Origin of the sequence: Sphingomonas sp. UBA978 (genome assembly GCF_002292295.1) — a bacterium.
GTDB lineage: Bacteria > Pseudomonadota > Alphaproteobacteria > Sphingomonadales > Sphingomonadaceae > Sphingomonas.
In genome coordinates, this window is record NZ_DBBS01000011.1 from 60,946 (window position 1) to 82,818 (window position 21,873).

The following is a 21,873-nucleotide window of genomic DNA, read 5'->3' on the forward strand; positions in this document are numbered from 1 at the left end:
GCCACAACCGGCCGCAGCGGAAGTCCCGGGGGGGATGATCTGGATAGCAATGTCCCGTCGGTGCGCCGACCAGATCAGGAGATTGCGCGTGACTCGTCTTCGTGTCTCGACCCCCGCCGCTACGGCGCTGGGCCTCGTCTTCGCCACCGCCGCGCTCATGCTGACCACCGGGGCTGCCGCCGCGCAGGCGACGTCCGCCGAGAATGCCGACACCGGCACGCAGGCGACCGAGGCGCAGGCAACCGAGGCGCCGGCGGGCGAGGGGCAGGATATCGTCATCAGCGGCCGCCGCATCAGCCAGGCGAGCGAGGCGGTGGGCGAGGATCGTATCACCAGCACCGTCGCGGTGACGCGCGAGGCATTGCTCTCCGCGCCATCGGGCATTTCCGGCCTCAAGATGCTCGAATCGCTGCCCGGCTTCAACGTGCAGACCGACGGTGCGCTCGGCCTCTACGAATTCGGCAACAGCGTGCAGGCGCGCGCCTTCAACCTCGACCAGATCGGCTTCGTCGTCGACGGCGTGCCGATGGGGCGCAGCGACGCCTTCGGCGGCAGCCCGGTGTTCCGCTACGTCGACAACGAAAATCTGGGCGTGGTCGAGGCGTCGCCGGGCGCGGGCGGGGTGACGATGCCGACCTATTCGTCGCTCGGGCCGGTCGTCTCCTATCGCTCGATCGTGCCGCAGGACGAACTCGGCACCTTCATCTCGCAGAGCTTCGGCGATTTCGACATGAAGCGCACCTTCGTCCGGGTCAGCACCGGCAAGATCGGCCCGCTCAAGGCGTTCGTCAGCCGCACCAAGCTCGACACCGACCTGTGGCGCGGCACCGGCTCGGTCGATCGCGAACATTGGGAGGCGATGGCGCAGGTCGACGTGACCGACACCAGCTGGGCGCGGTTCAAGTTCGTTTCGAACGACTTCTTCGACTATGATTCCCCGACGCTGTCGCGCGCCGAATACAACAGCAGGACGCCTGACCTCGCCGGCCATGTCGGCCGCTACCGCGGCTATTACGGCGATCCGCTGCCCGCCTATGCGCCGGTGGCGGCGGGCGTGCCCTTCTCCAACGCCAATTACACCTATTATTACGGACAGGCGATCAACGTCCGCAAGGACAAGCTGTACGCCGGCACCTTCCATGCCGGCATCGCCGACGGCGTCCATGCCGAAACCACCATCTATTACGAGGACAAGGACGGCTGGGGCAGCTCGCCGGACAGCTATGCCAACACGCTGACCTTCTACAACCGCCAGCGGCTGGTGTCGGGGCTGGCGCTGACCGCGCCGCGCGGCACGCAGTTCGGCGTGTCGAGCCTCGGCGGCTATCGCCAGGGCATCCTCCAGAGCCTGCACGCGCAGCTCGGCATCCAGGCGATCGACGTCGGCATCTGGGCGGAGGACGACCGCTATCGCCGCTACCAGCGTCGCCAGAACACGATCGACGGCTCGCCCGCCAGCACGCCCAATTACGGCGAACTGGTCTATGGCCGCCGCGATTACCGGTCGAAGCGCGCGACGGTGCAGATGTTCGTGCGCGACCGCATCGATCTGACGCCCGCGTTCAGCGTCGACCTCGGCATCAAGGCGCTCAACCTCGATTACCAGCAGCGCGGCTACCGCGATTTCGCCGATTACGCGCGCACGGTGAACGGCGTGAACGTCGCCGGCTGGGGACCAAAGTACAACCGGGCCCGCTACACCGATTACTTCCTCCCCACCGCGGGCCTCCTCTATCGCTTCAGCGACAGCCGCACGCAGCTGTTCGCCTCCTATGCGGAGAATATGGCGCTGCCCAAGGGGATGGATGACATCTTCTCGGTCGCCTACACCAATTCGCCCGCGGTCGTCGGCGCGCCCGCGCCGGAACGGTCGAAGAACGTCGAGCTCGGCCTGCGCACGACGCGACCCGAATTCTTCGCCTCGCTGACCGGTTACTACACGAAGTTCGACAATCGCATCCAGGCGATCGCATCGATCCTGCCGGGGACGACCAACGTCACCGAAACCTTCTACCAGAATGTCGGCGGTGTGAAGGCCTATGGCGCGGAACTGCTCGCCAATTACAAGCCGGCGTTTCTGCACGGCGCGGCCTATTTCAACGGCAACGTCACCTACAATCACGCGCAGTTCCAGGACGATATCGTCGCGGCGGCGCGCACCTATCTGATCGCCGACAAATATCTGCCCGACAGCGCGAAATGGGTCGTGTCAGGTGGCGTCACGGTCGAACCGGCGCCGTGGTTCGTCGCCAACATCACCGGCAAATACACCAGCCGCCGGCAATCGACGTTCGAGAACACGCCGGGATCGTCGCTGCCGGGCTTCACCGTCTTCTCGGCCTATGCCGACATCGGCGACGGCTTCTCGATCGGCCCGGTGCGTAACGCGCGCATCCGCGTCAACGTCGACAATCTGTTCGACAAGGACGTGCTCTCGTACATTTCGTCGGCCCTGACCGGGGATGGCCTGTTCCGTCCGCTCAGCCCGCGCACGGTCCAGCTGACGCTGTCCGTCGACATCTGACGCTCTCGCCGCGGCGCGAGCGTGCGCCGCGGCTGTCCACGATCACATTCGCATTGGGGGATTACGGCATGGTAACACGCAGGACGGTTCTGGGGCGGCTCGGTCTGGCCGGCGGACTGGGCGCGACGCTGGGCGCGATGCAGACGCTGGGTCTGGTCGGCACCGCACAGGCGCAGGACATGAGCGGGCTGACGCCCGGGATCGGCCGCGGCAAGCATGTCGTCGTGCTGGGTGCCGGCATCGCCGGGCTTACCTCCGCCTGGGAGCTGGAACAGGCCGGCTTCCTCGTGACGCTGCTCGAGGCGCGCACCCGCGTCGGCGGGCGCGCCTGGACGGTGCGCGATGGCGACCGGATCGAGATGAACGGCGAGGAGACGCAGACCGCCCGCTTTTCCGACGGCGTCTATTTCAACGCCGGCCCGGCCCGCATCCCGAGCTTCCATCAGGGCCTGCTCGGCTATGCGAAGAAGTTCGGCGTGCCGCTCGAGGTGGAGGTCAATTCCAGCCGTTCCGCCTATGTGATGGCCGACGACGGGTCGAAGATCCGGATGCGCACCGCGATCAACGACATGCGCGGTCGCATCGCCGAACTGCTGGCGAAGGCGATCGGCAAGGGCTCGCTCGACAGCGAGCTGACCGCCGCGGACCGCGAGCGGCTGATGCCGTTCCTCAAGGCCTATGGCGACCTCGGTACCGACGGCCGGTTCACCGGCACGGAGCGTTCGGGCTTCGGCACCGCGCCGGGGGCGGGGGTCACCTTCGCCTCGCCGTCGACCGCGATGCCGCTCGACCAGCTGCTCGCCAACCAGCGGCTGCCGATGACGCTGTTCGAAGACAACCTCTATATGCAGGCCACGATGTTCGAACCCGTCGGCGGCATGGACCGTATCCATGCCGCGATGGACAACGCCCTGCGCCGCCCCGCGCTGCGCGGCGCCGAGGTGACGCGCATCCGCCAGCGCTCCGGCGACGTCGAGGTGGTCTATCGCGACAAGGCGAGCGGCGCGACCGAGACACTGGTCGCCGATTATCTGATCTGCACGATCCCCTTTCCGGTGCTGGCGGGGATCGACACCAATTTCTCGCCCCGGCTGAAGACGGCGATCGCCGGCGTCGTCTACGATCATTCGAACAAGGTCGCGTTCGAGAGCCCGCGCTTCTGGGAAAAGGAGCAGATCTACGGCGGCATCTCGTTCGTCGGCGGCCCGACGACGCTGGTCTGGTATCCGTCGGCGGGGCTGCACAGCGAGCGCGGCATGCTGCTCGGCTGCTATTCCTCCGGCCCCGCCGCCGCCGAGTTCGAGAAGCGGCCGATCGCCGAGCAGATCGCGTTCAGCCGCGGCGTGATCGACCGGTTGCACCCCGGCCACGGCGCCGATCTGGTGGGCGGCCTCGCGGTGAACTGGCACAAGATCCCCTACAGCCTCGGCCCCTGGCCCGACTGGAACGCCGGCAGCGCCAACGGCCGGCAGGAAGGGCATATCGACACCGCCGCGTTCCGCTTCCTGCAGGCACCCGAGGGCCGCGTCTATTTCGCCAGCGCCGCGCTCAGCCAGACGCCCGGTTGGCAGGAGGGCGGCATCCAGTCCGCCCGTGCGCAGGTGCTCGCGCTCGCCCGTCGCGTCACCGCACAGGCGCTGGTCACCCCGACCCCGGCCACCCGCGCCGCATGACCGCGGCCGGGCCGGCGCTTGCGATCCGCATCGCCACGCCGGCCGACGTGCCGGCGCTGGAGCGGCTGATCGAGCGATCGGCGCGCGCGCTCAGCCGGGGCTATTATACCGGGGCGCAGATCGAGGCGGCGATCGCGCATGTCTTCGGCGTCGACAGCCTGCTCGTCGCGGACGGCACCTATCTGGTCGCGGAATGGAACGGGGCGCTCGCCGGATGCGGCGGCTGGAGCCGGTTCGCGACTCTGTTCGGCGGCGATCGTTTCGCGGAGCGGCAGGATGGCGTGCCGCTCGATCCCGCGGTCGATGCGGCGCGGATCCGGGCGTTCTTCGTCGGCGAGGAGCAGGCGCGACGTGGCGTCGGCCGGGCCTTGCTGGTGGCGTGCGAGGCGGCGGCGCGGCAGGCGGGGTTCCGCCGGACGACGCTGATGGCGACGCTGCCCGGCGAGCCCTTCTACGCCACCCACGGCTATCGGGCCGAGGCGACGCTGCTGCAGAATTGCGGTGGCGTCGCCGTACCCTTCGTCACGATGAGTAAGGCGATTGTTGCGTAAATGTAACATATCTGAAAAAAGATTCGGAAATGTGCAGTAAAGACCGAATCACATTGCAATGCTTACGACATCACCGATCATGAAAACGTTCAGTGTAAAAGGGTATGGGGCATCGAATACTGTCATTCGATGAGAGAAGGTGTGCGTTCATCATAAAACACATCGGGGCGGGGATGGCGAGGCTTACCTGATATCATTGGGGGGCAATCCATGAACTTCGAAACGGGAACGTCGCGCGCCGCGATTGCGGCCATGCTCTTCGTCGCACAGGCTTCCGCCGCCCAGGCGCAGGACCGGATGCCGCCACCGGTGTTGACGCCGGTGGCGGCGACCAGCGTCGTCGATCCGGTCGCCGATGCGCAGCAGACGCTGGTGTCGGACGCGGGCCAGCAGGGCGGCGACGACATCATCGTCACCGGCACCCGCGCCACCGGCATCACCGCCGCCGAAAGCGCCGCGCCGATCAAGGTGCTCGACGCCGAGACGCTCAGCCACGTCGGCCAACCCAATCTCAACCAGGTGCTGACCCAGCTCGTGCCGTCCTTCACCGCGCAGGCGTTCGGCGGCGACACGGCGAACCTGACGCTCTCGGCACGGCTGCGCGGGCTCAGCCCCAATCACACGCTGGTACTGGTCAATGGCAAGCGCCGCCACGGCACCGCCAATCTCGCCGTGCTCGGCGGCCCGTATCAGGGGGCGGCGACCGCCGATCTCGACCTTATCAGCCCCTCGTCGATCAAGCGGATCGAGGTGTTGGAGGACGGCGCCGCCGCGCAATATGGCTCCGACGCGATCGCCGGCGTCATCAACGTCATCCTCAAGGACGACAAGGAGGGCGGCGACGGCTATGTCACCGCCGGCAAGAATTACGACGTCGGCGGTGAAACCTATGCCGGCACGCTGCACCTTGCGACGAACGTCGGCGACAGCGGCTATTTCAACGTCACCGCCTTCCACCGCTATCACGACTTCACCCGCACCGGCGGGCTCGACCGGCGCGTCACCGACGCCAATGGCGTGCTGCTGCCGCTCGCCACCCCGACGACCTATGGGATCAGCGCACTCCAGCGCCAGCTCTATCCGGGGATGGCGGGCTTCCCCTTCGTCAACCCGATCAGCGGCGATGCGCAATCGCGGCTGACCAACCTGCAATATAATTCCGCCTACGATTTCGGCAGCGGCGAGATCTACAGCTTCGGCACCTATTCGAAGCGGATCGCCAGCGCGAACGAGAATGTCCGCGTGCCGACCCGCGTCTCGCGCACCGTCGCCGGCGTCACCACCTATTTCGATCCCGAGGGCGACAGCCCGGTCAACGGCTTCATCCCGCGCGAAAAGATTCGCGAGGACGACATGGCCTTCACCGGCGGCGTCCGCGGCGTGGCGGGCGACCTCCACTACGACCTGTCCACGACCTTCGGGCAGGACAAGAACGAGATATACACGGTCAACACCGCCAACGCCTCGCTCTATGCGGACACCGGTTTCACCCCCACCACCTTCTACGACGGCTTCTTCAAATCGACCGAATTCACCGTCAACGCCGATTTCACGCATGAGATCGCGGCGGGGCTGGCCAGCCCGGTCAATCTCGCCTTTGGCGGCGAATATCGCAAGAACGTCTATCAGATCGGCTCGGGCGATCCGGGGTCGATCTACAAGGAGGGCGGGCAATCCTATCCCGGCTTCCGTCCCTCCGATGCCGGCACCAACGGCCGCAACGCACAGGCGGCCTATATCGACGTTGCCGCCAACCCGATCGAGGGGCTGAAGGTCGACGTCGCCGGCCGCTACGAACATTATTCCGATTTCGGCAGCAGGTTCATCTACAAGGGCACGGGGCGCTACGACTTCTCCGACGCCTTCGCCCTGCGTGGCACCATGTCCACCGGCTTCCGCGCGCCGACGCTGGCGGAAAGCTATTATTCGGCGACCAACGTCTCGCCGACTGCGGCATTCGTCCAGCTGCCGGCCAATTCCGCCGCCGCGAAGCTGATCGGCTTCCAGAATCTCAAGCCGGAAAAATCGACCAACTATTCGTTCGGCACCGTCATCCGCCCGATCGACCGGCTGACGATCACGCTCGACGCCTATCAGGTGAAGATCCGCGATCGCATCCTCGGCACGGGATCGATCTTCGGCAGCGGCGGCGCGGTCAATTTTCCGATCGTCACGCGTGCGATCGTCGCCAACGGCAACGTGCTCGATCCCACCGTCAGCCAGACTGGCATCAACATCTTCACCAACGGCGCCGACACGCGCACCCGCGGCGTCGATCTGGTCGTCAGCTATGCCAGCGACTTCGGCGAATACGGCAAGGCGAACTGGACGATCTCGGGCAATTACAACCGGACTAGGCTCGCGAAGCTGATCCCGGCACCCGCGACGCTGACCAACCCCGCGACCGGGCAGGTCATCCCGCTGTTCGATCGCGGTGCGCAGGCGAATATCGAAACCGCGTCGCCGCGGGTGAAGGTCATCTCGTCGGTGCTCTATGCGATCGGTGATTTCTCCGCGACGGTGCGTGGCACGGTGTACGGCAAGTCGTCGGCGCAGCTGACGCCCAACGGCGGCACCTATTACAAGCAGACGATCGGCACCGCCTTCATCGGGGATATCGAGCTGAACTACGACATCACGCCCGACCTCGTTCTCGCGTTCGGCGCGAACAACGTCTTCAACAAACGGCCGCCAACGGTGCCGCTGGTACCGGGGACGACCAATCTGACGCTGGTGAACGGCGGCAACGTGCTCGACGCGCCGCTGACCTTCAGCCCCTATGGCATCAACGGCGGCTATTATTACGCGCGCCTCAACGTATCGTTCTGAACTGCCGCCGCGGCGGGCATCCGCCGGCCGCGGCCCGACTTTCAACGGGAGAATGAATACCATGAATCGTCGTTACCGCGCCGCGCTGCTCGCCGCCGCCCTGCTGGCCGCGCCCGCCACCGCACAGACCGTCGAAAAGCATGCCAACACGCCCGCCGGCCTCATCCTGCAATCGGTGACGGTAAAGCCCGGCGCGACGACTTTGTACCTCAGCGGACAGCTCGCCGCGCCGCTCGATCCCGCCAAAAAGGTGCCGCCGGCGCAGCTGACGATCGCCGATTTCGGCGACACGAAGACGCAGACGATCAGCGTGCTGAACAAGATCAAGGCGATCCTGAAGGAGCATGGCTATGCGATGAGCGACGTCATCAAGCTCACGGTCTTCGTCGCCGGCGATCCGAAGCTGGGCGGCAAGATGGATTTTGCCGGCATGAACGACGGCTTCAAGCAATTCTTCGGCACCGCCGACAATCCCGGCACCGTTGCCCGCTCGACCGTGCAGGTGGCGGCGCTCGCCGGTCCGGCCTTCCTCGTCGAGATCGAGGCGACGGCGGCCAAATAGGACGCGGCGTCCCGCCGGCGTGGGATCGTTACGCATTGCCCGTGGCGTGGTTTAGGCCCTACCTGACCACCCACGCATTCGACGGACCGTCATGACCACCGATCCCACGTCCCCTCGGGCGCGCACGCTGCAGGATATCGCGCGACTTGCCGGCGTGCACTCCGGCACCGTGTCGCGCGCGCTCGCCAACAATCCGTTGGTCAATGCCGAAACGCGCGCGCGGATCCAGGCGCTGGCGGCCGAACACGGCTTTCGCCCGAACCAGATGGCCAGCCGCCTGCGGACGCAGAAGACGAACGTCGTCGGCGTCGTCGTCCCGCTGGGGCACGAGAAGCGCCAGCATCTGTCCGACCCGTTCTTCATGACGATCATGGGCCATCTCGCCGATCAGCTGACCGAGGGCGGCTATGACATCATGCTCTCGCGCGTCATCCCCGACGCGGACGACTGGCTGGAGCGGATCGTCGATTCGGGCATGCTCGACGGGGTGCTGCTGATCGGCCAGTCCGACCAGTTCGCCGCGATCGAGCGCGTCGCCGCGCGCTACCGGCAGCTGGTGGTGTGGGGCAGCATGGTCGAGGGGCAGCGGCATTGCGCGGTCGGCGTCGACAACCGGCTCGGCGGCCTGCTCGCCGGCCGGCGGCTGATCGCGCGCGGGTGCTGCCGCATCGCCTTCTTCGGCGAGACGCGGACGCTGGAGCTGGTCCATCGCTACCAGGGGTTGCAGGATGCCTGCGGGGAGGCGGGAATCGCTCCGCCGCTCGCCTGCGCGACGCATCTCGCATCGGACGTGATGACCGCAGAGATCACGGCGCATCTCGATCGCCTCGGCGACGGCATCGACGGCATCGCCGCCGCATCGGACGTCATCGCGATGCGCATCGTCCGCGTGCTGGCGGATCGCGGCATCGCCGTGCCGGACGGGATGCCGGTGATCGGCTTCGACGACCTGCCGCTCGCCAATCATATCGTGCCCCGGCTGACGACGATCCGGCAGGACGTCGCTTATGGCGCCTCGGCGATGATCCGCGCGCTGTTCGACCGCATGGACGGCCGCGAAGCCCCCTCGGTGGTCATGCCCCCGGTGCTGATCGCGCGCGATTCCGCCTGACGCCGGCGACGGCGCGCAATCGCCCAGTCCATCGCCGTGCGCTCTTTGCAAACGATTGTTGCAATCCTTTGCAGCTCGGCTATAGGCTGCCCTCAACGAGACCGCCGCCAACGGCAGGTCGTGCAGGAGAGGGTTTCATGCGGAACGCATCATATTTGTTCGCCAGCGTCGCCTTGGCATCGTTCATGCCGCTGGTCGCCGAGGCGCAGGTTGCCTCGCCGCCGGCCGCTGCCGCCCAGGCCGGTGATGCCGCCGCTGCCGACGATCAGGCCGCGGACATCATCGTCACCGGCACCGCGCGTCCCGAACGCCGCCTCACCACCAGCATCTCGGTCAGCGCGCTCGACGCGACGCAGATCGCGCAGGCCGCGCCGCTCGGCAGCGCCGATCTCGTCCGCAACGTCCCGGGCCTGCGTTCGGAAGCCTCGGGCGGCGAGGGCAACGCCAACATTGCCGTGCGCGGCCTGCCGGTCGCCAGCGGCGGCGCCAAGTTCGTCCAGTTCCAGGAGGACGGCCTGCCCGTCCTCGACTTCGGCGACATCGCCTTCGCCACCGCCGACGCCTTCGTCCGCCCCGACAACAACGTCCAGCGCGTCGAGGTCGTCCGCGGCGGCTCCGCCTCGACCTTCACCAGCAACGCGCCGGGCGCGATCATCAACTTCATCAGCAAGACCGGCAAGACCGCCGGCGGCAACGTCGCGGTGACCCGCGGCCTCGATTTCGACCGCACCCGCATCGACGCCGATTACGGCGCGCCGATCGGCGAGGACTGGTCGTTCCACGTCGGCGGCTTCTACCGGATCGGCGATGGCGTGAAGAAGATCGGCTACAACGCCGAGAAGGGCGGCCAGATCAAGGCGAACATCACCCGCAATTTCGCCAACGGCTTCGTCCGGCTGAACGGCAAGTTCCTCGACGATCGCGCGCCCGCCTATATCCCGGTGCCGATCCGCGTCAGCGGCACCAACAGCGATCCCAAGTTCAGCGCGCTGCCCGGTTTCGATCCGAAGAACGATCCGCTGCAATCGCCCTATTTCCGTTCCGACCTCGCGGTCGGTCTCGATGGCAAGCGCATCCGTACCGATGTCGCCGACGGCTATCGCACCAAGGTGCGCGGCATCGGCGGCGAGGCGTCGTTCGACCTCGGCGGCGGCTGGAACTTCGACGACAAGTTCAACTATGCCAAGAATTCGGGCGGCTTCACCACGCCCTATGCCGCCAATGTCGCGACCGCCGCGTCCTTCGCCACCTCGATCGGTGGCGCCGGCGCGACGTTGCGCTACGCCAACGGTCCCAATGCCGGCCAGACGATCGCCAATCCCGGCGCCCTCAACGGCAATGGCCTCGCAACCAATGCTCTGCTGTTCAACGTGACGCTGAACGACTTCACCAACGTCACCAACATCCTGACGCTGGCCCGCGACTTCGACGGCGGCAGCGCGGGGTCGGGTACGGTCACGCTCGGCTATTTCAAGTCGTTCCAGTCGATCGAGATGGACTGGCACTGGAACAGCTATCTGCAGGAAGTGTCGGGCAACCGGCCCGCGCTGCTCGACGTCTATAACGCCGCCGGGCAGGCGCAGACGCAGAACGGCCTGATCGCCTATGGCGAACCGGTGTTCGGCAATTGCTGCCAGCGCTATTACGACGTGAACTACAAGATCGACGCGCCCTATCTCGCGGTGACGTGGAAGACCGGCCGCCTCAACGTCGACGGCAGCGTGCGCTGGAACAGCTCGAAGGCGGATGGCCGGTACGCCACCAACAACGGGCTGACCGTGCTCGACGTCAACGGCGACGGCGTGATCCAGGTGCCCGAGCGCACCGTTCCGGTCGCCCGTCTGGCGAACGCCAAGCCCGTCGACTATCGCAAGAATTACTTCACCTGGTCGATCGGTGCGAACTTCGAGATCCAGAACGATCTCGCGCTGTTCGCCCGCGTCAGCCGCGGCGCCCGCTTCAACGCCGATCGCGTCCTGTTCGGCGGCGGCGTCCGCGACAATGGCAGCATCGCCGACGAGATCGCGGTCAATTTCGTCAACCAGCAGGAAGCCGGCGTCAAATTTCGCTCGGGCCCCGTTTTCGCCAACCTCACCGCCTTCCGTGCGACGACCGCGGAAGCGAACGAGATCATCATCCCGCAGCAGCGGCTCATCAACAACAAGTATCGCTCCTACGGCCTCGAGCTGGAAGCCGGCGTCGATTACGACATCTTCCACCTGACCGGCGGCGCGACCTACACGCATGCGCGGATCACCGAGAGCGAGGTGCAGCCCGCGCTCGAAGGCAATACGCCCTATCGTCAGGCCGACCTGATCTTCCAGGCGACGCCGTCGATCGTGCTCGACCGCTTCTCCCTCGGCGCGAACTTCATCGGTACGACCTCGTCCTATGCGTCGGACAATAACGGGCTGAAGATCCCGGGTTATGTGATGACGGGGGCATTCGCCTCCTTCTCGGTCACCCCCGCGCTGCGCCTGTCGGTCAACGCGCAGAACCTGTTCAACGTGCTGGCGATCACCGAACTGGGGCTGGCGACGGACACGCTGCCCGCCAACGGCATCAACACCGCGCGCGCCTTCCCCGGCCGCAACGTCAGCGCGACGATCGGCCTGAAGTTCTAGAATCGGATGACATCAGATTGATCCGCATGTTCGTCATTGCGAGCGCAGCGAAGCATTCCAGAGCCGGACCAAGACGCCCTGGATTGCTTCGCTACGCTCGCAATGACGGATCAGTTTGATGTCATCCCGCTCTAGGCACGGACGCGCCGCCGGCATCGGTCAATGGAAGGGAAGAACATGGCTCTGCGCAACGTCTTCGGCGCGATCGGGATCGCGACGCTCGCTCTCGCCGGCGCCGGCCTGATGCCGGCCGCCGCGGCGGCGCAGACCGCACCGGCGACGCCGGCCGCGCTGGCCGGCGTGGCGGGCGACTGGCTGGTCGTGCCGCGCCGCACGCCCGATTCGATCGCGATCGGCGGCATCCCGCGCTCGTTCCGGCTCACCGTCGAGGGCGGCACGGTCAAGGGCCTGTTCCGCTTCAACGGCTGGGATTACCCGATCGCCAACTGGGTCGCGCGGCCCGATGGCCATGCCTTCGACCTGACCGGCAAGCCGCCCTTCGTGAAGATGCGCGCGCGCGCCACCGCCGACGGCCGGTTCATGGACATATGGATCGGCGACGAGGTGGTCGGCGTTGCCCCCTTCCTCGCGCGCCGGGTGACCGCGACCGAACTCGCCGCGATCGAGCGGAGCGCGCCGCGCCCCGACAATATGACGAAACTGCCCTTGCCGGCGCCGCGCGACCTCGGCGTGCGCAACCTCGCGCCGGTGCCGCCGATGGGGTGGAACAGCTGGAACGTGTTCCGCGAGGCGGTCGACGACCGGTCGGTCCGCGCGATGGCGGACGTGCTGGTCCGCAGCGGTCTGCGCGATGCCGGCTATCGCTACGTCACGATCGACGACGGCTGGCAGGGCCAGCGCGACGCCGCGGGCGTGCTCCATCCCAACGCCAAATTCCCCGACATGAAGGGGCTGGTCGACTATATCCATGCGCGCGGGCTGAAGGTCGGCATCTACAGCTCGCCCGGCCCGGTCACTTGCACCGGCTATGTCGGCAGCCACGGCCATGAGGCGCAGGATGCGAAGACCTTCGCCGCATGGGGCTTCGACCTGCTCAAATACGACTGGTGCAGCGCCGGCAACATCTACGACACCAGGGTCGAGATGCAGGCGCGATACCAGATCATGGGCGCGGCGTTGCAGGCGACCGGGCGCGATATCGTCTACAGCCTGTGCCAGTACGGCCTCTACGACGTCGGCAGCTGGGGCAACGCCGTCGGCGGCCATATGTGGCGCACCGGCGGCGACAGTATCGAGGGCGATCTGTGGCACGCGGTCGATTACCGCTTCGACCATAATGGCGATGCCCGCGATGCCGGACCGAGTGCGTGGAACGACGCAGACATGATGCTGGTCGGCATCGACGGGCTGACCCCGGAGGAATATCGCACGCATTACACGCTGTGGACGATGGCCGCCTCGCCGATCATCCTCGGCAACGACCTGCGCGTCATGACGCCGGCGGTGAAGGCGATCGTCGCCAACCCGGGCGTGATCGCGGTCGGGCAGGACCGGGCGGGCGTCCAGGGCCGACGCGTCGCGCAGGCGGGCGCCACCGAAATCTGGTCGAAGCGGCTGGCGGACGGGTCGACCGCGGTCGCGCTGTTCAACCGTGGCGCGGCACCGGCGGCGATGACCGTCGACTGGCGTTCCCTCGGCCTGCCGGTGCCCAAGCGCGTGCGTGACCTGTGGCACGATGCCGACGTGCCGGCTGCGGCCGATTACACCGTGCAGGTGCCGCGTCACGGCGCCGTACTGCTGCGCGCGTCCTGACCGCGATGACGCAGATGGAAGACCGGTTCGCCCGCCACGGCGCCACGCTGCGCCGCCAGCTGGAGCGGCTGTACGGCGCGAGCCACGACGTGGCACTGCTATGGACCCGTATCGAGGCGGCGATGCGGGCCGGCGCGGCGGCGCGACCGGCGGCGCTGCAGGCGCTCGACCTAGCGCGCGTCGCCGATCCCGACTGGTTCGTCGCGCCCGACATGATCGGCTATTCGACCTATGTCGATCGCTATGCCGGCACCGTCGCGGGCATGACCGCGCGGGTCAATCATCTCGAATCGCTGGGCGTCCGCTATCTGCACGTCCTCGCCCTGCTCAAGGCGCGCGCCGGCGACAGCGACGGCGGCTTCGCGGTGGCGGATTACCTCTCCGTCGAACCCGCGCTCGGTACGATGGCGGACGTCGAGGCGCTCGCCGCACGGCTGCGCGCCGGCCGGATCAGCCTTTGCGTCGACCTCGCGCTGAACCACACCGCCGACGATCACGCCTGGGCGCTGGCGGCGAAGGCCGGCGATCCCTTCTACCGCCATTTCTACATCACGCTCGACGCGGACGAAGCGGCGGCGCGCGAGGCGATGCTGCCGCAGGTCTTCCCGACCACCGCGCCGGGCAATTTCACCCACGTGCCGGCGATGGGTGGGCAGGTGTGGACGACCTTCTACCCGTTCCAATGGGACCTCAACTGGGCGAACCCCGAGGTCATGCTGGCGATGATCGAGACGATGCTGCGCCTCGCCAATCACGGGTTCGAGGCGTTCCGGCTCGATTCGACCGCTTTCCTGTGGAAACAGGCGGGGACCGACTGTCGCAATCGGCCGGAAGCGCATTTCATCGTCCGCGCACTGCGCGCCGCGCTCGACATCGCCGCGCCGGCGACGCTCCTGAAGGCGGAGGCGATCGTCCCGACCGCGTTCGTGCCGCCCTATTTCGGCGCCGACGAAGGGCAGGGGTTCGAACCCGAATGCCACCTCGTCTACAACAATTCGCTGATGGTCGCGGGCTGGGTCGCGCTGGCCGAGCGGTCGGCGGCGTTGCCGGCGGCGATCGTCGCGGTGAGCGGCGGGCTGCCGCGCGGCGCCAACTGGCTGACCTATGCGCGCTGCCACGACGATATCGGCTGGGGCGCGGTGCTCGCCGACCTGCGCGGGATCGATGCCGCGCCCGAAGCGCGGCTGGCCGCGGCGGCGCGCTATCTGGAGGGCGCCGGGGACAGCTGGGCACGCGGCGAACCGTTCCAGTCGGACGGATCGACGCTGCACGGCACCAACGGCATGCTTGCCTCGCTCGCCGGGCTGGAAGCGGCGGCGGACGATGATGCGCGCGAGGCGGCGTTCCGGCGGATCGCCCTGCTGAACGCGCTCGCCATCGCCGGTGGCGGCGTCGCGACCACCTATATGGGCGACGAGCTCGGCATGACCAACGATCATGGTTATCGCGACGACCCGGCGCGGCGCCACGAAGGCCGCTGGCTGCATCGCCCGGTGATAGACTGGACCGCGCTCGATGGCGCGGCGGCGGCACGGATCGGCGGCGACCTCGCCCGGCTGCGGCAGGCGCGGATCGCGAGCGGCGGCGCCGGCGCGCCCGTGCCGATCGCCACCGACGATCCGGCGCTGCTCGCGATCGGCTGCGGCACCGATGCGGTATGCCTCAATTTCTCGGACGCGCCCGTGCCTCTGCCGCACGCGGGCGAGGATCGCTTGACCGGCGCGCCCGTGGCCGGGATGCTCGACGGCTGGCAGGTGGCCTGGATCGCAGGAGTTCGTGCATGAAGCCGCGTCTGTCGCTCGCCCGCATCGTCGAGATGAACCTCGGCTTCTTCGGCCTGCAATTCTCGTTCGGGCTGCAACAGGCGAACATGGCGCCGATCTACGCCTATCTCGGCGCGGACGAGGCGTCGCTGCCGCTGCTGTGGCTCGCCGGGCCGATGACCGGGCTGCTCGTCCAGCCGCTGATCGGCGCGCTGTCGGATCGCACCACCAGCCGGCTCGGGCGCCGCACCCCCTATTTCCTCGTCGGCGCGATCCTGTGCAGCCTCTGCCTGTTCGCGATGCCGTACAGCCCTGTGCTGTGGGTCGCCGCCAGCCTGTTGTGGATCCTCGACGCCGCCAACAACGTGACGATGGAGCCCTATCGCGCCTATGTCGGCGATCGCCTGTCCGAGGACCAGCGGCCGACCGGCTTCCTGACGCAATCCGCCTTCACCGGCCTCGCGCAGACCTTATCCTATCTCGCGCCGTCGCTGCTGGTGTGGTGGGGCCTCGACAAGGATGCGGTGGACGCCAACGGCATCCCCGACATCACGCGCATCGCCTTCATCGTCGGCGCGATCCTGTCGCTGTCGACGATCCTGTGGTCGGTGCTGCGCGTCCCCGAACTGCCGCTGACGCCGGAGGAGCGCGCGGCGATGCAGGCCGACCGGGTGACGCTGGGCGGCGCGGTGCGCGACGTCGTCGCCGCGATCCGCGACATGCCGCCGGCGATGCGCCGGCTCGGGGTCGCGATGCTGTGCCAATGGTATGCGATGTTCGCCTATTGGCAGTTCATCGCCTTCGCGCTCGCCCGGTCGCTGCACGGCACCAGCGATGCCGGCAGCCAGGGCTTCCGCGACGCCGCGCTGACAGTGGGGCAGATCGGCGCCTTCTATAATGCGGTCGCCTTCGTCGCGGCGCTGGCAATGGTGCCGGTGACCCGCCGCCATGGCGCGCGCATCGTCCATGCGGCGTGTCTCGCCATATCGGGTGCGGCGATGCTGACGATCCCCGGCGTTGCCAGCGAGCAATGGCTCTACCTGCCGATGATAGGCATCGGCCTCGGCTGGGCGAGCATGATGGGCAATCCGTACGTGATGCTCACCGACACCGTGCCGCCGGCGCGGTTCGGCATCTACATGGGCATCTTCAACATGTTCATCGTCATCCCGATGATGATCGAAAGCCTGACCGTCCCGCTCTTCTACCGTCCGCTGCTCGGCGGCGATGCGCGCGGCATGCTCTATGTCGCGGGCGTGTTGATGGTGATCGGCGCGGTGGCGACCTTGCGGGTCGGCAACCCGGCGAAGCGGAGCGTTGCGGCATGATGCGGTGGATGATGGGCGCCGTGCTGGCGATCGCCGCCCCGGTGACGGCGGCGCCGGCACAGGATGCGGCGCGCGATGCCGCCTTCATCGAGACCGAGGTCGTGCGGCTGTGGCCGGGACGCGCGCCCGGCGCGACCGCGGACACGCCGGACCAGATTCCGACGATGACGATCTTCCGCCCGCAAAAGGGGCGGGCGAACGGCGCGGCGGTGATCGTCGCGCCCGGCGGCGGCTATGTCGAGCTGGCCGGCAATATCGAGGGGCGGCAGGTCGCCGACTGGTTCGCCTCGCGCGGCGTCACCGCCTTTGTCCTGCGCTATCGCTACGGCCCGACCGCGCGGCTGCCGCTGCCGCTGCGCGACGGCGCGCGGGCGGTCCGCTCGGTCCGCGCCGATGCCGCCCGCTATGGCCTCGACCCGGCGCGGATCGGCATGATCGGCTTTTCCGCCGGCGGGCATCTGAGCGCGATGACAGCCGCGACCGCCGATCGCGGGCAGGCGGATGCGACCGATCCGGTCGAGCGCCAGAGCAGCCGCCCCGATTTCCTCGTGCTCGGTTATCCCTGGGTGGAGGCGACGGTGATCGACGCGCAGGGCCGATCGCCCTATTGCACCTTCGCCGGCAAGGGCTGCGATCCGAAGCGGTACGAACCCTATCTGCCGGTCCGCGCCGTGACCGCGGCGATGCCGCCGACGTTCCTCTACCATACCAGCAGCGATCCGGTGGTCAGGGCGGACGGCGTCCTGCGTTTCTACACCGCGTTGCAGGCGAAGGGCGTCAACACCGAATTGCACGTCTTCGCGGTCGGCGAGCACGGCACCGGGCTGGGCGGGTCCGACCCCGCGCTGGCGCGCTGGCCCGACCTCATGGAGCATTGGCTGCGCGCGCTCGGCGTGTTCCGGTAACCGCCGCCACCCGCGCGATCCGTGGGGCGGTCACGCTTCAGTCCGCGAAGAAATGCGGCAGGCGGTCCGCCAGCGTGGGCAGGTAGACCAGCATCGCGCCCAGATGCGCCTTCATCGCCGCCACCGCATTCGCCGTGTCGCCCTTGCGCATCGCCTCGAACACCGCCTCATGCTGTTCGACCAGCCGCAGGATCGACGTCGCATCCTCGAGGCTGAGGTGACGGACGCGGTCCATGTGCAGTTTGATCGAGCCCAGCGTCCGCCACGCCATCTCCTGCCCCGCGAGCCGCGCCAGTTCGCGGTGGAACTGGTCGTCGAGCATCAGGAAGCGGCGATGGTCGTCCGCGCCCGCCGCCCGGCGCTGCGCTGCCAGCAGGTCCTGCAGCAGCGCGAAATCGAGATCCGCGGCACGGCTCGCGACGCGTTCGACGATCGCCGATTCCACCGCCTCGCGGATGAAGCGGCCGCTGATCGCGAACGACAGGCTGATCCGCGTCACCTCCGTGCCGCGCTGCGGCAGCGCGCGGACCAGATGATGTTCGGATAGCCGGATCAGCGCCTCGCGCACCGGCTGTCGGCTGATCCCGAGCGAACCGGACAGTTCGTTCTCGCTCAGCCGCATGCCCGGCGTGAAGACGTTGGTCACGATTTGCTGCTGCAGATACTCGCGGACCTGGAACGCGACGTTCGCGGTCGGATCGAGCACCAGGTCCTGCAGGCTCCGGTCTTCCGCCACGTTCGTTGCCAATGTGCGCTCCCGCTGTCCGCTAAGTCCCGGGCCGTACCGCAAAATGATCCGCCACTCCATCACATCCAATTCGGCTTGACCGGATAATCCGCCTCATCTAGATATGGCGACTAGTATACAAGTAGGCGAGGATGATTGTGGTCGCGATATCGGTGGCAAAGCCGCATGAACTGCGCCTGTCGGAAGCACCGGTCGTGACGCCCGCCGCGGGCGAGGTCGCGATCCGCGTCGCCCGGGCGGGCATCTGCGGCTCCGACATCCACATCCTCCACGGCAGCAATCCCTTCGCCAGATATCCGCGGATCATCGGCCATGAGGTGGTCGGCACGATCGATGCGATCGGCGACGGCGTCGACAGCCATGCGGTCGGCGACCGGGTGGTGATCGATCCGGTGGTCGCCTGCGGCCGCTGCTATCCCTGCCGCCACGACCGCCCCAACGTCTGTGCGCATCTGCAGGTGATCGGCGTCCATCGCGACGGCGGCTTCCGCGAGCGGATCGCGGTGCCGGCCGCCAATGCGATCCGCATTTCCGCCGGGATCGAGGATGCAGTCGCGTGCCTCGCCGAACCGCTGTCGATCGCCGCCAACGTGCTGGAGCGGACCGGCATCCATGTCGACGACACGGTGCTGATCCTCGGCGCGGGCACAGTCGGGCTGACGGTGCTGCAGGTCGCCAGGCTGCACGGCGCGCGCTGCATCGTCTGCGACCTCGACGAGGCGCGGCTGGAGCGGGCGGTCGCCTTCGGTGCGGACCGGGTGCTGCTGTCGGGGCGGGACGATATCGCGGCGGCCGTCGCCGGCGAAACCGACGGGCTCGGGCCGACCCTCGTCATCGACGGCACCGGCGTGCCTGCGCTGCTGGACCTCGCCTGCCGCGTCGCCAGCCCGGCGGGGCGGATCGGCCTGCTCGGCTTCGCCGCGACGCCGTCGCCGCTCAGTCAACAGCAGGTGGTCAGCAAGGAATTGCTGATCGTCGGTTCGCGGCTGAACCGCGGGCGGTTGCCGCAGGTCGTCGCCTGGCTGGAGGAGGGCAGGCTCAGCCCCGGGGCGATGGTGACGCAATGTTTCGCGGCGGAGGATGCCGTGGAGGCCTTTCGTCTGATCGAGGATCATCCCGATCGGACGGTGAAGGTCCAGCTGACGTTCTGACCGACACGTAATTCACGTCCCGCCGCCCAGAACACCAACGGGCGGGACGCACAACAGGAGGGGATTTGACCATGATCGACATGACTGGATATGCGCGTCACCTGAAGATCGGCTTGATGACGGGGGCGGCGGGTCTTGCCCTGTGCGTCGCCGCGCCGGCGCTGGCGCAGGTCGAACCCGGCAAGCCGGCCGACGCGGCGGCGCAGGAGACGCCAGAGACGCAGGAGACGCCGGCGGCGAAGGACGACGGCCTCGCCGACATCGTCGTCACCGCGACCAAGCGCGGTTCGGCGCAGAACGTCCAGAACGTGCCGATCGCCGTCACCGCCTTCGGCGCGCTGCAGCTCGAGGAACAGCATTTCCAGAACCTGCAAAGCCTCAGCTATTCGATGCCCAACGTCCAGCTGACCGCGGTCGGCACGCAGCCGGGCTATGCCACCTTCTCGATCCGCGGTTTCGGCATCAGCAGCTCGATCCCGTCGATCGATCCCACCGTCGGCACGTTCATCGACGGCGTCTACATGGGCGTCAACACGGGCGTCGTGCTCAACAATTTCGACATCGAGGGGATCGAGGTGCTGCGCGGGCCGCAGGGCCTGCTGTTCGGGCGCAACGTCACCGGCGGCGCGGTCGTCATCCGCAGCACGGTGCCGAGCAACGTCCTGCATGCGGACGTTCGCGCATCGGTGTCGTCGGGGCCGCAGACGCGCGGCAGCGTCATGGTGACCGGGCCGATCGTCAAGGACCGGATCCAGGCCAAGCTCGCGGTCCTGTACGACAAGGACTACGGCTATTTCACCAACGACTTCAACGGAAAGAGCGACGTCGGCCGCAGCCGGACGCTCATCATCCGGCCCGCGGTCCGCATCGCGCCGACCGACACGGTGGAAATGATCCTGCGCTATGAGAACGGGCGTTTCAACGGCGACGGCGCGGTCGCGACCAACCGCGGCCTGTATCCGGCCGACAGCTTCCGCGTGAACATCGACAATGAAGGCTATGCGCACAACCGCTGGAATTCGGCATCGGCCGAAACCAACATCGACACCCCGTTCGGCAACGGCAAGATCACCAACCTGATGGCCTATCGCGCCGTCACCTCGCGTTCGAGCGCGGACATCGATGCCTCGCCGCGCTACGATTACAACGTCAATTACTACACGCGGCAGCGCCAGATGAGCGAGGAGCTGCGCTACGCCGGCACCTTCGGCCGGTTCGACGTGACGACCGGACTGTACTTCTTCACGCAGAACATCCGCTATATCGAGGATCGCTACCTCAACCGCGGCGCGACGCACATCACCGGTGGTGGTTCGCAGCAGCAGGAAACCTATGGCATCTTCGCCTCGGTCGACTGGCATATCGCCGACACGCTGACGATCAACGCCGGCGCGCGCTATTCGTCGGAGACGAAGCAGGTCGCGGTCGCCAATCTCGTTCCCGGCGGCTGCAATCTCGCGGCCGAGACGTGCAATTACTCCTTCCGCGACCGCAACACCTGGACGAATGTCGCGCCGCGCCTCGGCCTGCAATGGAAGCCGTCGGACGACACGCAAGTCTATGGCTTCTGGGCCCGGGGATTCCGCAGCGGCGGCTATAATTTCCGCAACGTCTTCACCCAGATCGCGCCGGGGCCGTTCGACGACGAGGAACTGAACTCCTACGAGATCGGGCTGAAGCAGGACATCGGCAACGCACTGCGCTTCAACGTCGCCGGCTTCTGGAACGACATCGGCAACCTGCAGCGCGAGATCCAGACCGCGGTGCCGGGCGTCGGCACGGCGCAGCGCATCCTCAATTCCGCCAACGCCCGCGTCCGCGGCGTCGAGGGCGAGGTGACGTTCAAGCCCGGCCACGGCTTCACGCTCGCGGGCCAGTTCGGCTATCTCGACGGCCGGTACACCGACGTCTTCTTCGACCTCAACAACGACCGCGCGATCAACGACCGCGACCTCGCGCTGAAACTGCCGCGCCTGTCGCCCTGGACCTATGGCGGGTCGGTCAACTGGACGCACGACTTCGACGCCATCGGAGTGGACGCACGTGTCGCCGCGAACCATCGCGACGCGGATTTCTACAACGACGCCAACACCGGACTGCTGCCGGGCGCGACGATGGTCGATGCGAACCTGACGCTGCGTCGCGGCCGTTACAGCCTGTCGCTGTACGGCACCAACCTGCTCGACAAGGTGACGTTGGGGGCCAATGTGCCGCTGACCTTCTTCCCGGGATCGACCTTCTCGTCGCTCAACAAGGGGCGGGTGTACGGCGCGGAAGTGGCGTTCAAATTCTGACAGGGCGGGGTGGCGTCTCTTCCCCGCCACCCCGCTC

The 21,873-nt window shown here is 67.4% G+C and carries 14 protein-coding genes; 13 read left to right on the forward strand and 1 reads right to left on the reverse strand.

What is annotated here, in order from left to right; all coding sequences use genetic code 11:
* Nucleotides 1-157: 157 nt before the first annotated feature.
* The 11 genes from B2515_RS05085 to B2515_RS05135 all read left to right on the forward strand — a co-directional run bounded on the left by B2515_RS05085 (nucleotide 158) and on the right by B2515_RS05135 (nucleotide 17,643).
* Nucleotides 158-2,524: a TonB-dependent receptor gene (locus tag B2515_RS05085; RefSeq protein ID WP_293874641.1), complete on the forward strand. Its 2,367-nt coding sequence runs from the start codon at nucleotides 158-160 to the stop codon at nucleotides 2,522-2,524.
* A 68-nt stretch (nucleotides 2,525-2,592) separates the two neighbouring features.
* Nucleotides 2,593-4,197: a flavin monoamine oxidase family protein gene (locus B2515_RS05090; RefSeq protein ID WP_293874485.1), complete on the forward strand. Its 1,605-nt coding sequence runs from the start codon at nucleotides 2,593-2,595 to the stop codon at nucleotides 4,195-4,197.
* Complete coding sequence (locus tag B2515_RS05095; protein WP_293874488.1) at nucleotides 4,194-4,748, forward strand: GNAT family N-acetyltransferase; 555 nt, start codon at nucleotides 4,194-4,196, stop codon at nucleotides 4,746-4,748. The genes B2515_RS05090 and B2515_RS05095 overlap by 4 nt, the downstream gene beginning before the upstream one ends.
* 210 nt (nucleotides 4,749-4,958) lie before the next feature.
* Nucleotides 4,959-7,577, forward strand: coding sequence for a TonB-dependent receptor plug domain-containing protein (locus B2515_RS05100; RefSeq protein WP_293874491.1), 2,619 nt, complete (start codon nucleotides 4,959-4,961; stop codon nucleotides 7,575-7,577).
* A gap of 61 nt (nucleotides 7,578-7,638) precedes the next feature.
* Nucleotides 7,639-8,139 (forward strand): RidA family protein, encoded by a 501-nt coding sequence (locus tag B2515_RS05105; protein ID WP_293874493.1) that lies wholly within the window; start codon nucleotides 7,639-7,641, stop codon nucleotides 8,137-8,139.
* 91 nt (nucleotides 8,140-8,230) lie between these two features.
* Complete coding sequence (locus B2515_RS05110; protein ID WP_293874495.1) at nucleotides 8,231-9,250, forward strand: LacI family DNA-binding transcriptional regulator; 1,020 nt, start codon at nucleotides 8,231-8,233, stop codon at nucleotides 9,248-9,250.
* 137 nt (nucleotides 9,251-9,387) lie between these two features.
* The gene (locus tag B2515_RS05115; protein WP_293874497.1) at nucleotides 9,388-11,874 is read left to right on the forward strand and encodes a TonB-dependent siderophore receptor; all 2,487 of its coding nucleotides are present in this window, start codon (nucleotides 9,388-9,390) and stop codon (nucleotides 11,872-11,874) included.
* 177 nt (nucleotides 11,875-12,051) lie between these two features.
* A complete protein-coding gene (locus tag B2515_RS05120) occupies nucleotides 12,052-13,647 on the forward strand; it encodes a glycoside hydrolase family 27 protein (protein ID WP_293874499.1) in 1,596 nt (531 codons plus the stop codon).
* Nucleotides 13,648-13,652: 5 nt separating this feature from the next.
* Nucleotides 13,653-15,431: an alpha-amylase family glycosyl hydrolase gene (locus tag B2515_RS05125; protein WP_293874502.1), complete on the forward strand. Its 1,779-nt coding sequence runs from the start codon at nucleotides 13,653-13,655 to the stop codon at nucleotides 15,429-15,431.
* A complete protein-coding gene (locus tag B2515_RS05130; protein WP_293874505.1) occupies nucleotides 15,428-16,738 on the forward strand; it encodes an MFS transporter in 1,311 nt (436 codons plus the stop codon). The genes B2515_RS05125 and B2515_RS05130 overlap by 4 nt, the downstream gene beginning before the upstream one ends.
* Nucleotides 16,735-17,643, forward strand: coding sequence for an alpha/beta hydrolase (locus B2515_RS05135; protein ID WP_293874508.1), 909 nt, complete (start codon nucleotides 16,735-16,737; stop codon nucleotides 17,641-17,643). Before B2515_RS05130 ends, B2515_RS05135 begins: the two co-directional genes overlap by 4 nt.
* Before the next feature lie 37 nt (nucleotides 17,644-17,680).
* Here B2515_RS05135 and B2515_RS05140 read toward each other — a convergent pair whose 3' ends face one another.
* Nucleotides 17,681-18,391: a GntR family transcriptional regulator gene (locus B2515_RS05140; RefSeq protein ID WP_293874510.1), complete on the reverse strand. Its 711-nt coding sequence runs from the start codon at nucleotides 18,389-18,391 to the stop codon at nucleotides 17,681-17,683.
* A gap of 152 nt (nucleotides 18,392-18,543) precedes the next feature.
* Here B2515_RS05140 and B2515_RS05145 point away from each other — a divergent pair, with 152 nt between their 5' ends.
* Nucleotides 18,544-19,542 carry a Zn-dependent oxidoreductase gene (locus B2515_RS05145; RefSeq protein WP_293874512.1) on the forward strand — a complete coding sequence of 333 codons (999 nt, stop codon included), beginning with the start codon at nucleotides 18,544-18,546 and terminating at the stop codon, nucleotides 19,540-19,542.
* A 71-nt stretch (nucleotides 19,543-19,613) separates the two neighbouring features.
* Nucleotides 19,614-21,836: a TonB-dependent receptor gene (locus B2515_RS05150; protein ID WP_293874513.1), complete on the forward strand. Its 2,223-nt coding sequence runs from the start codon at nucleotides 19,614-19,616 to the stop codon at nucleotides 21,834-21,836.
* Nucleotides 21,837-21,873: the final 37 nt, after the last annotated feature.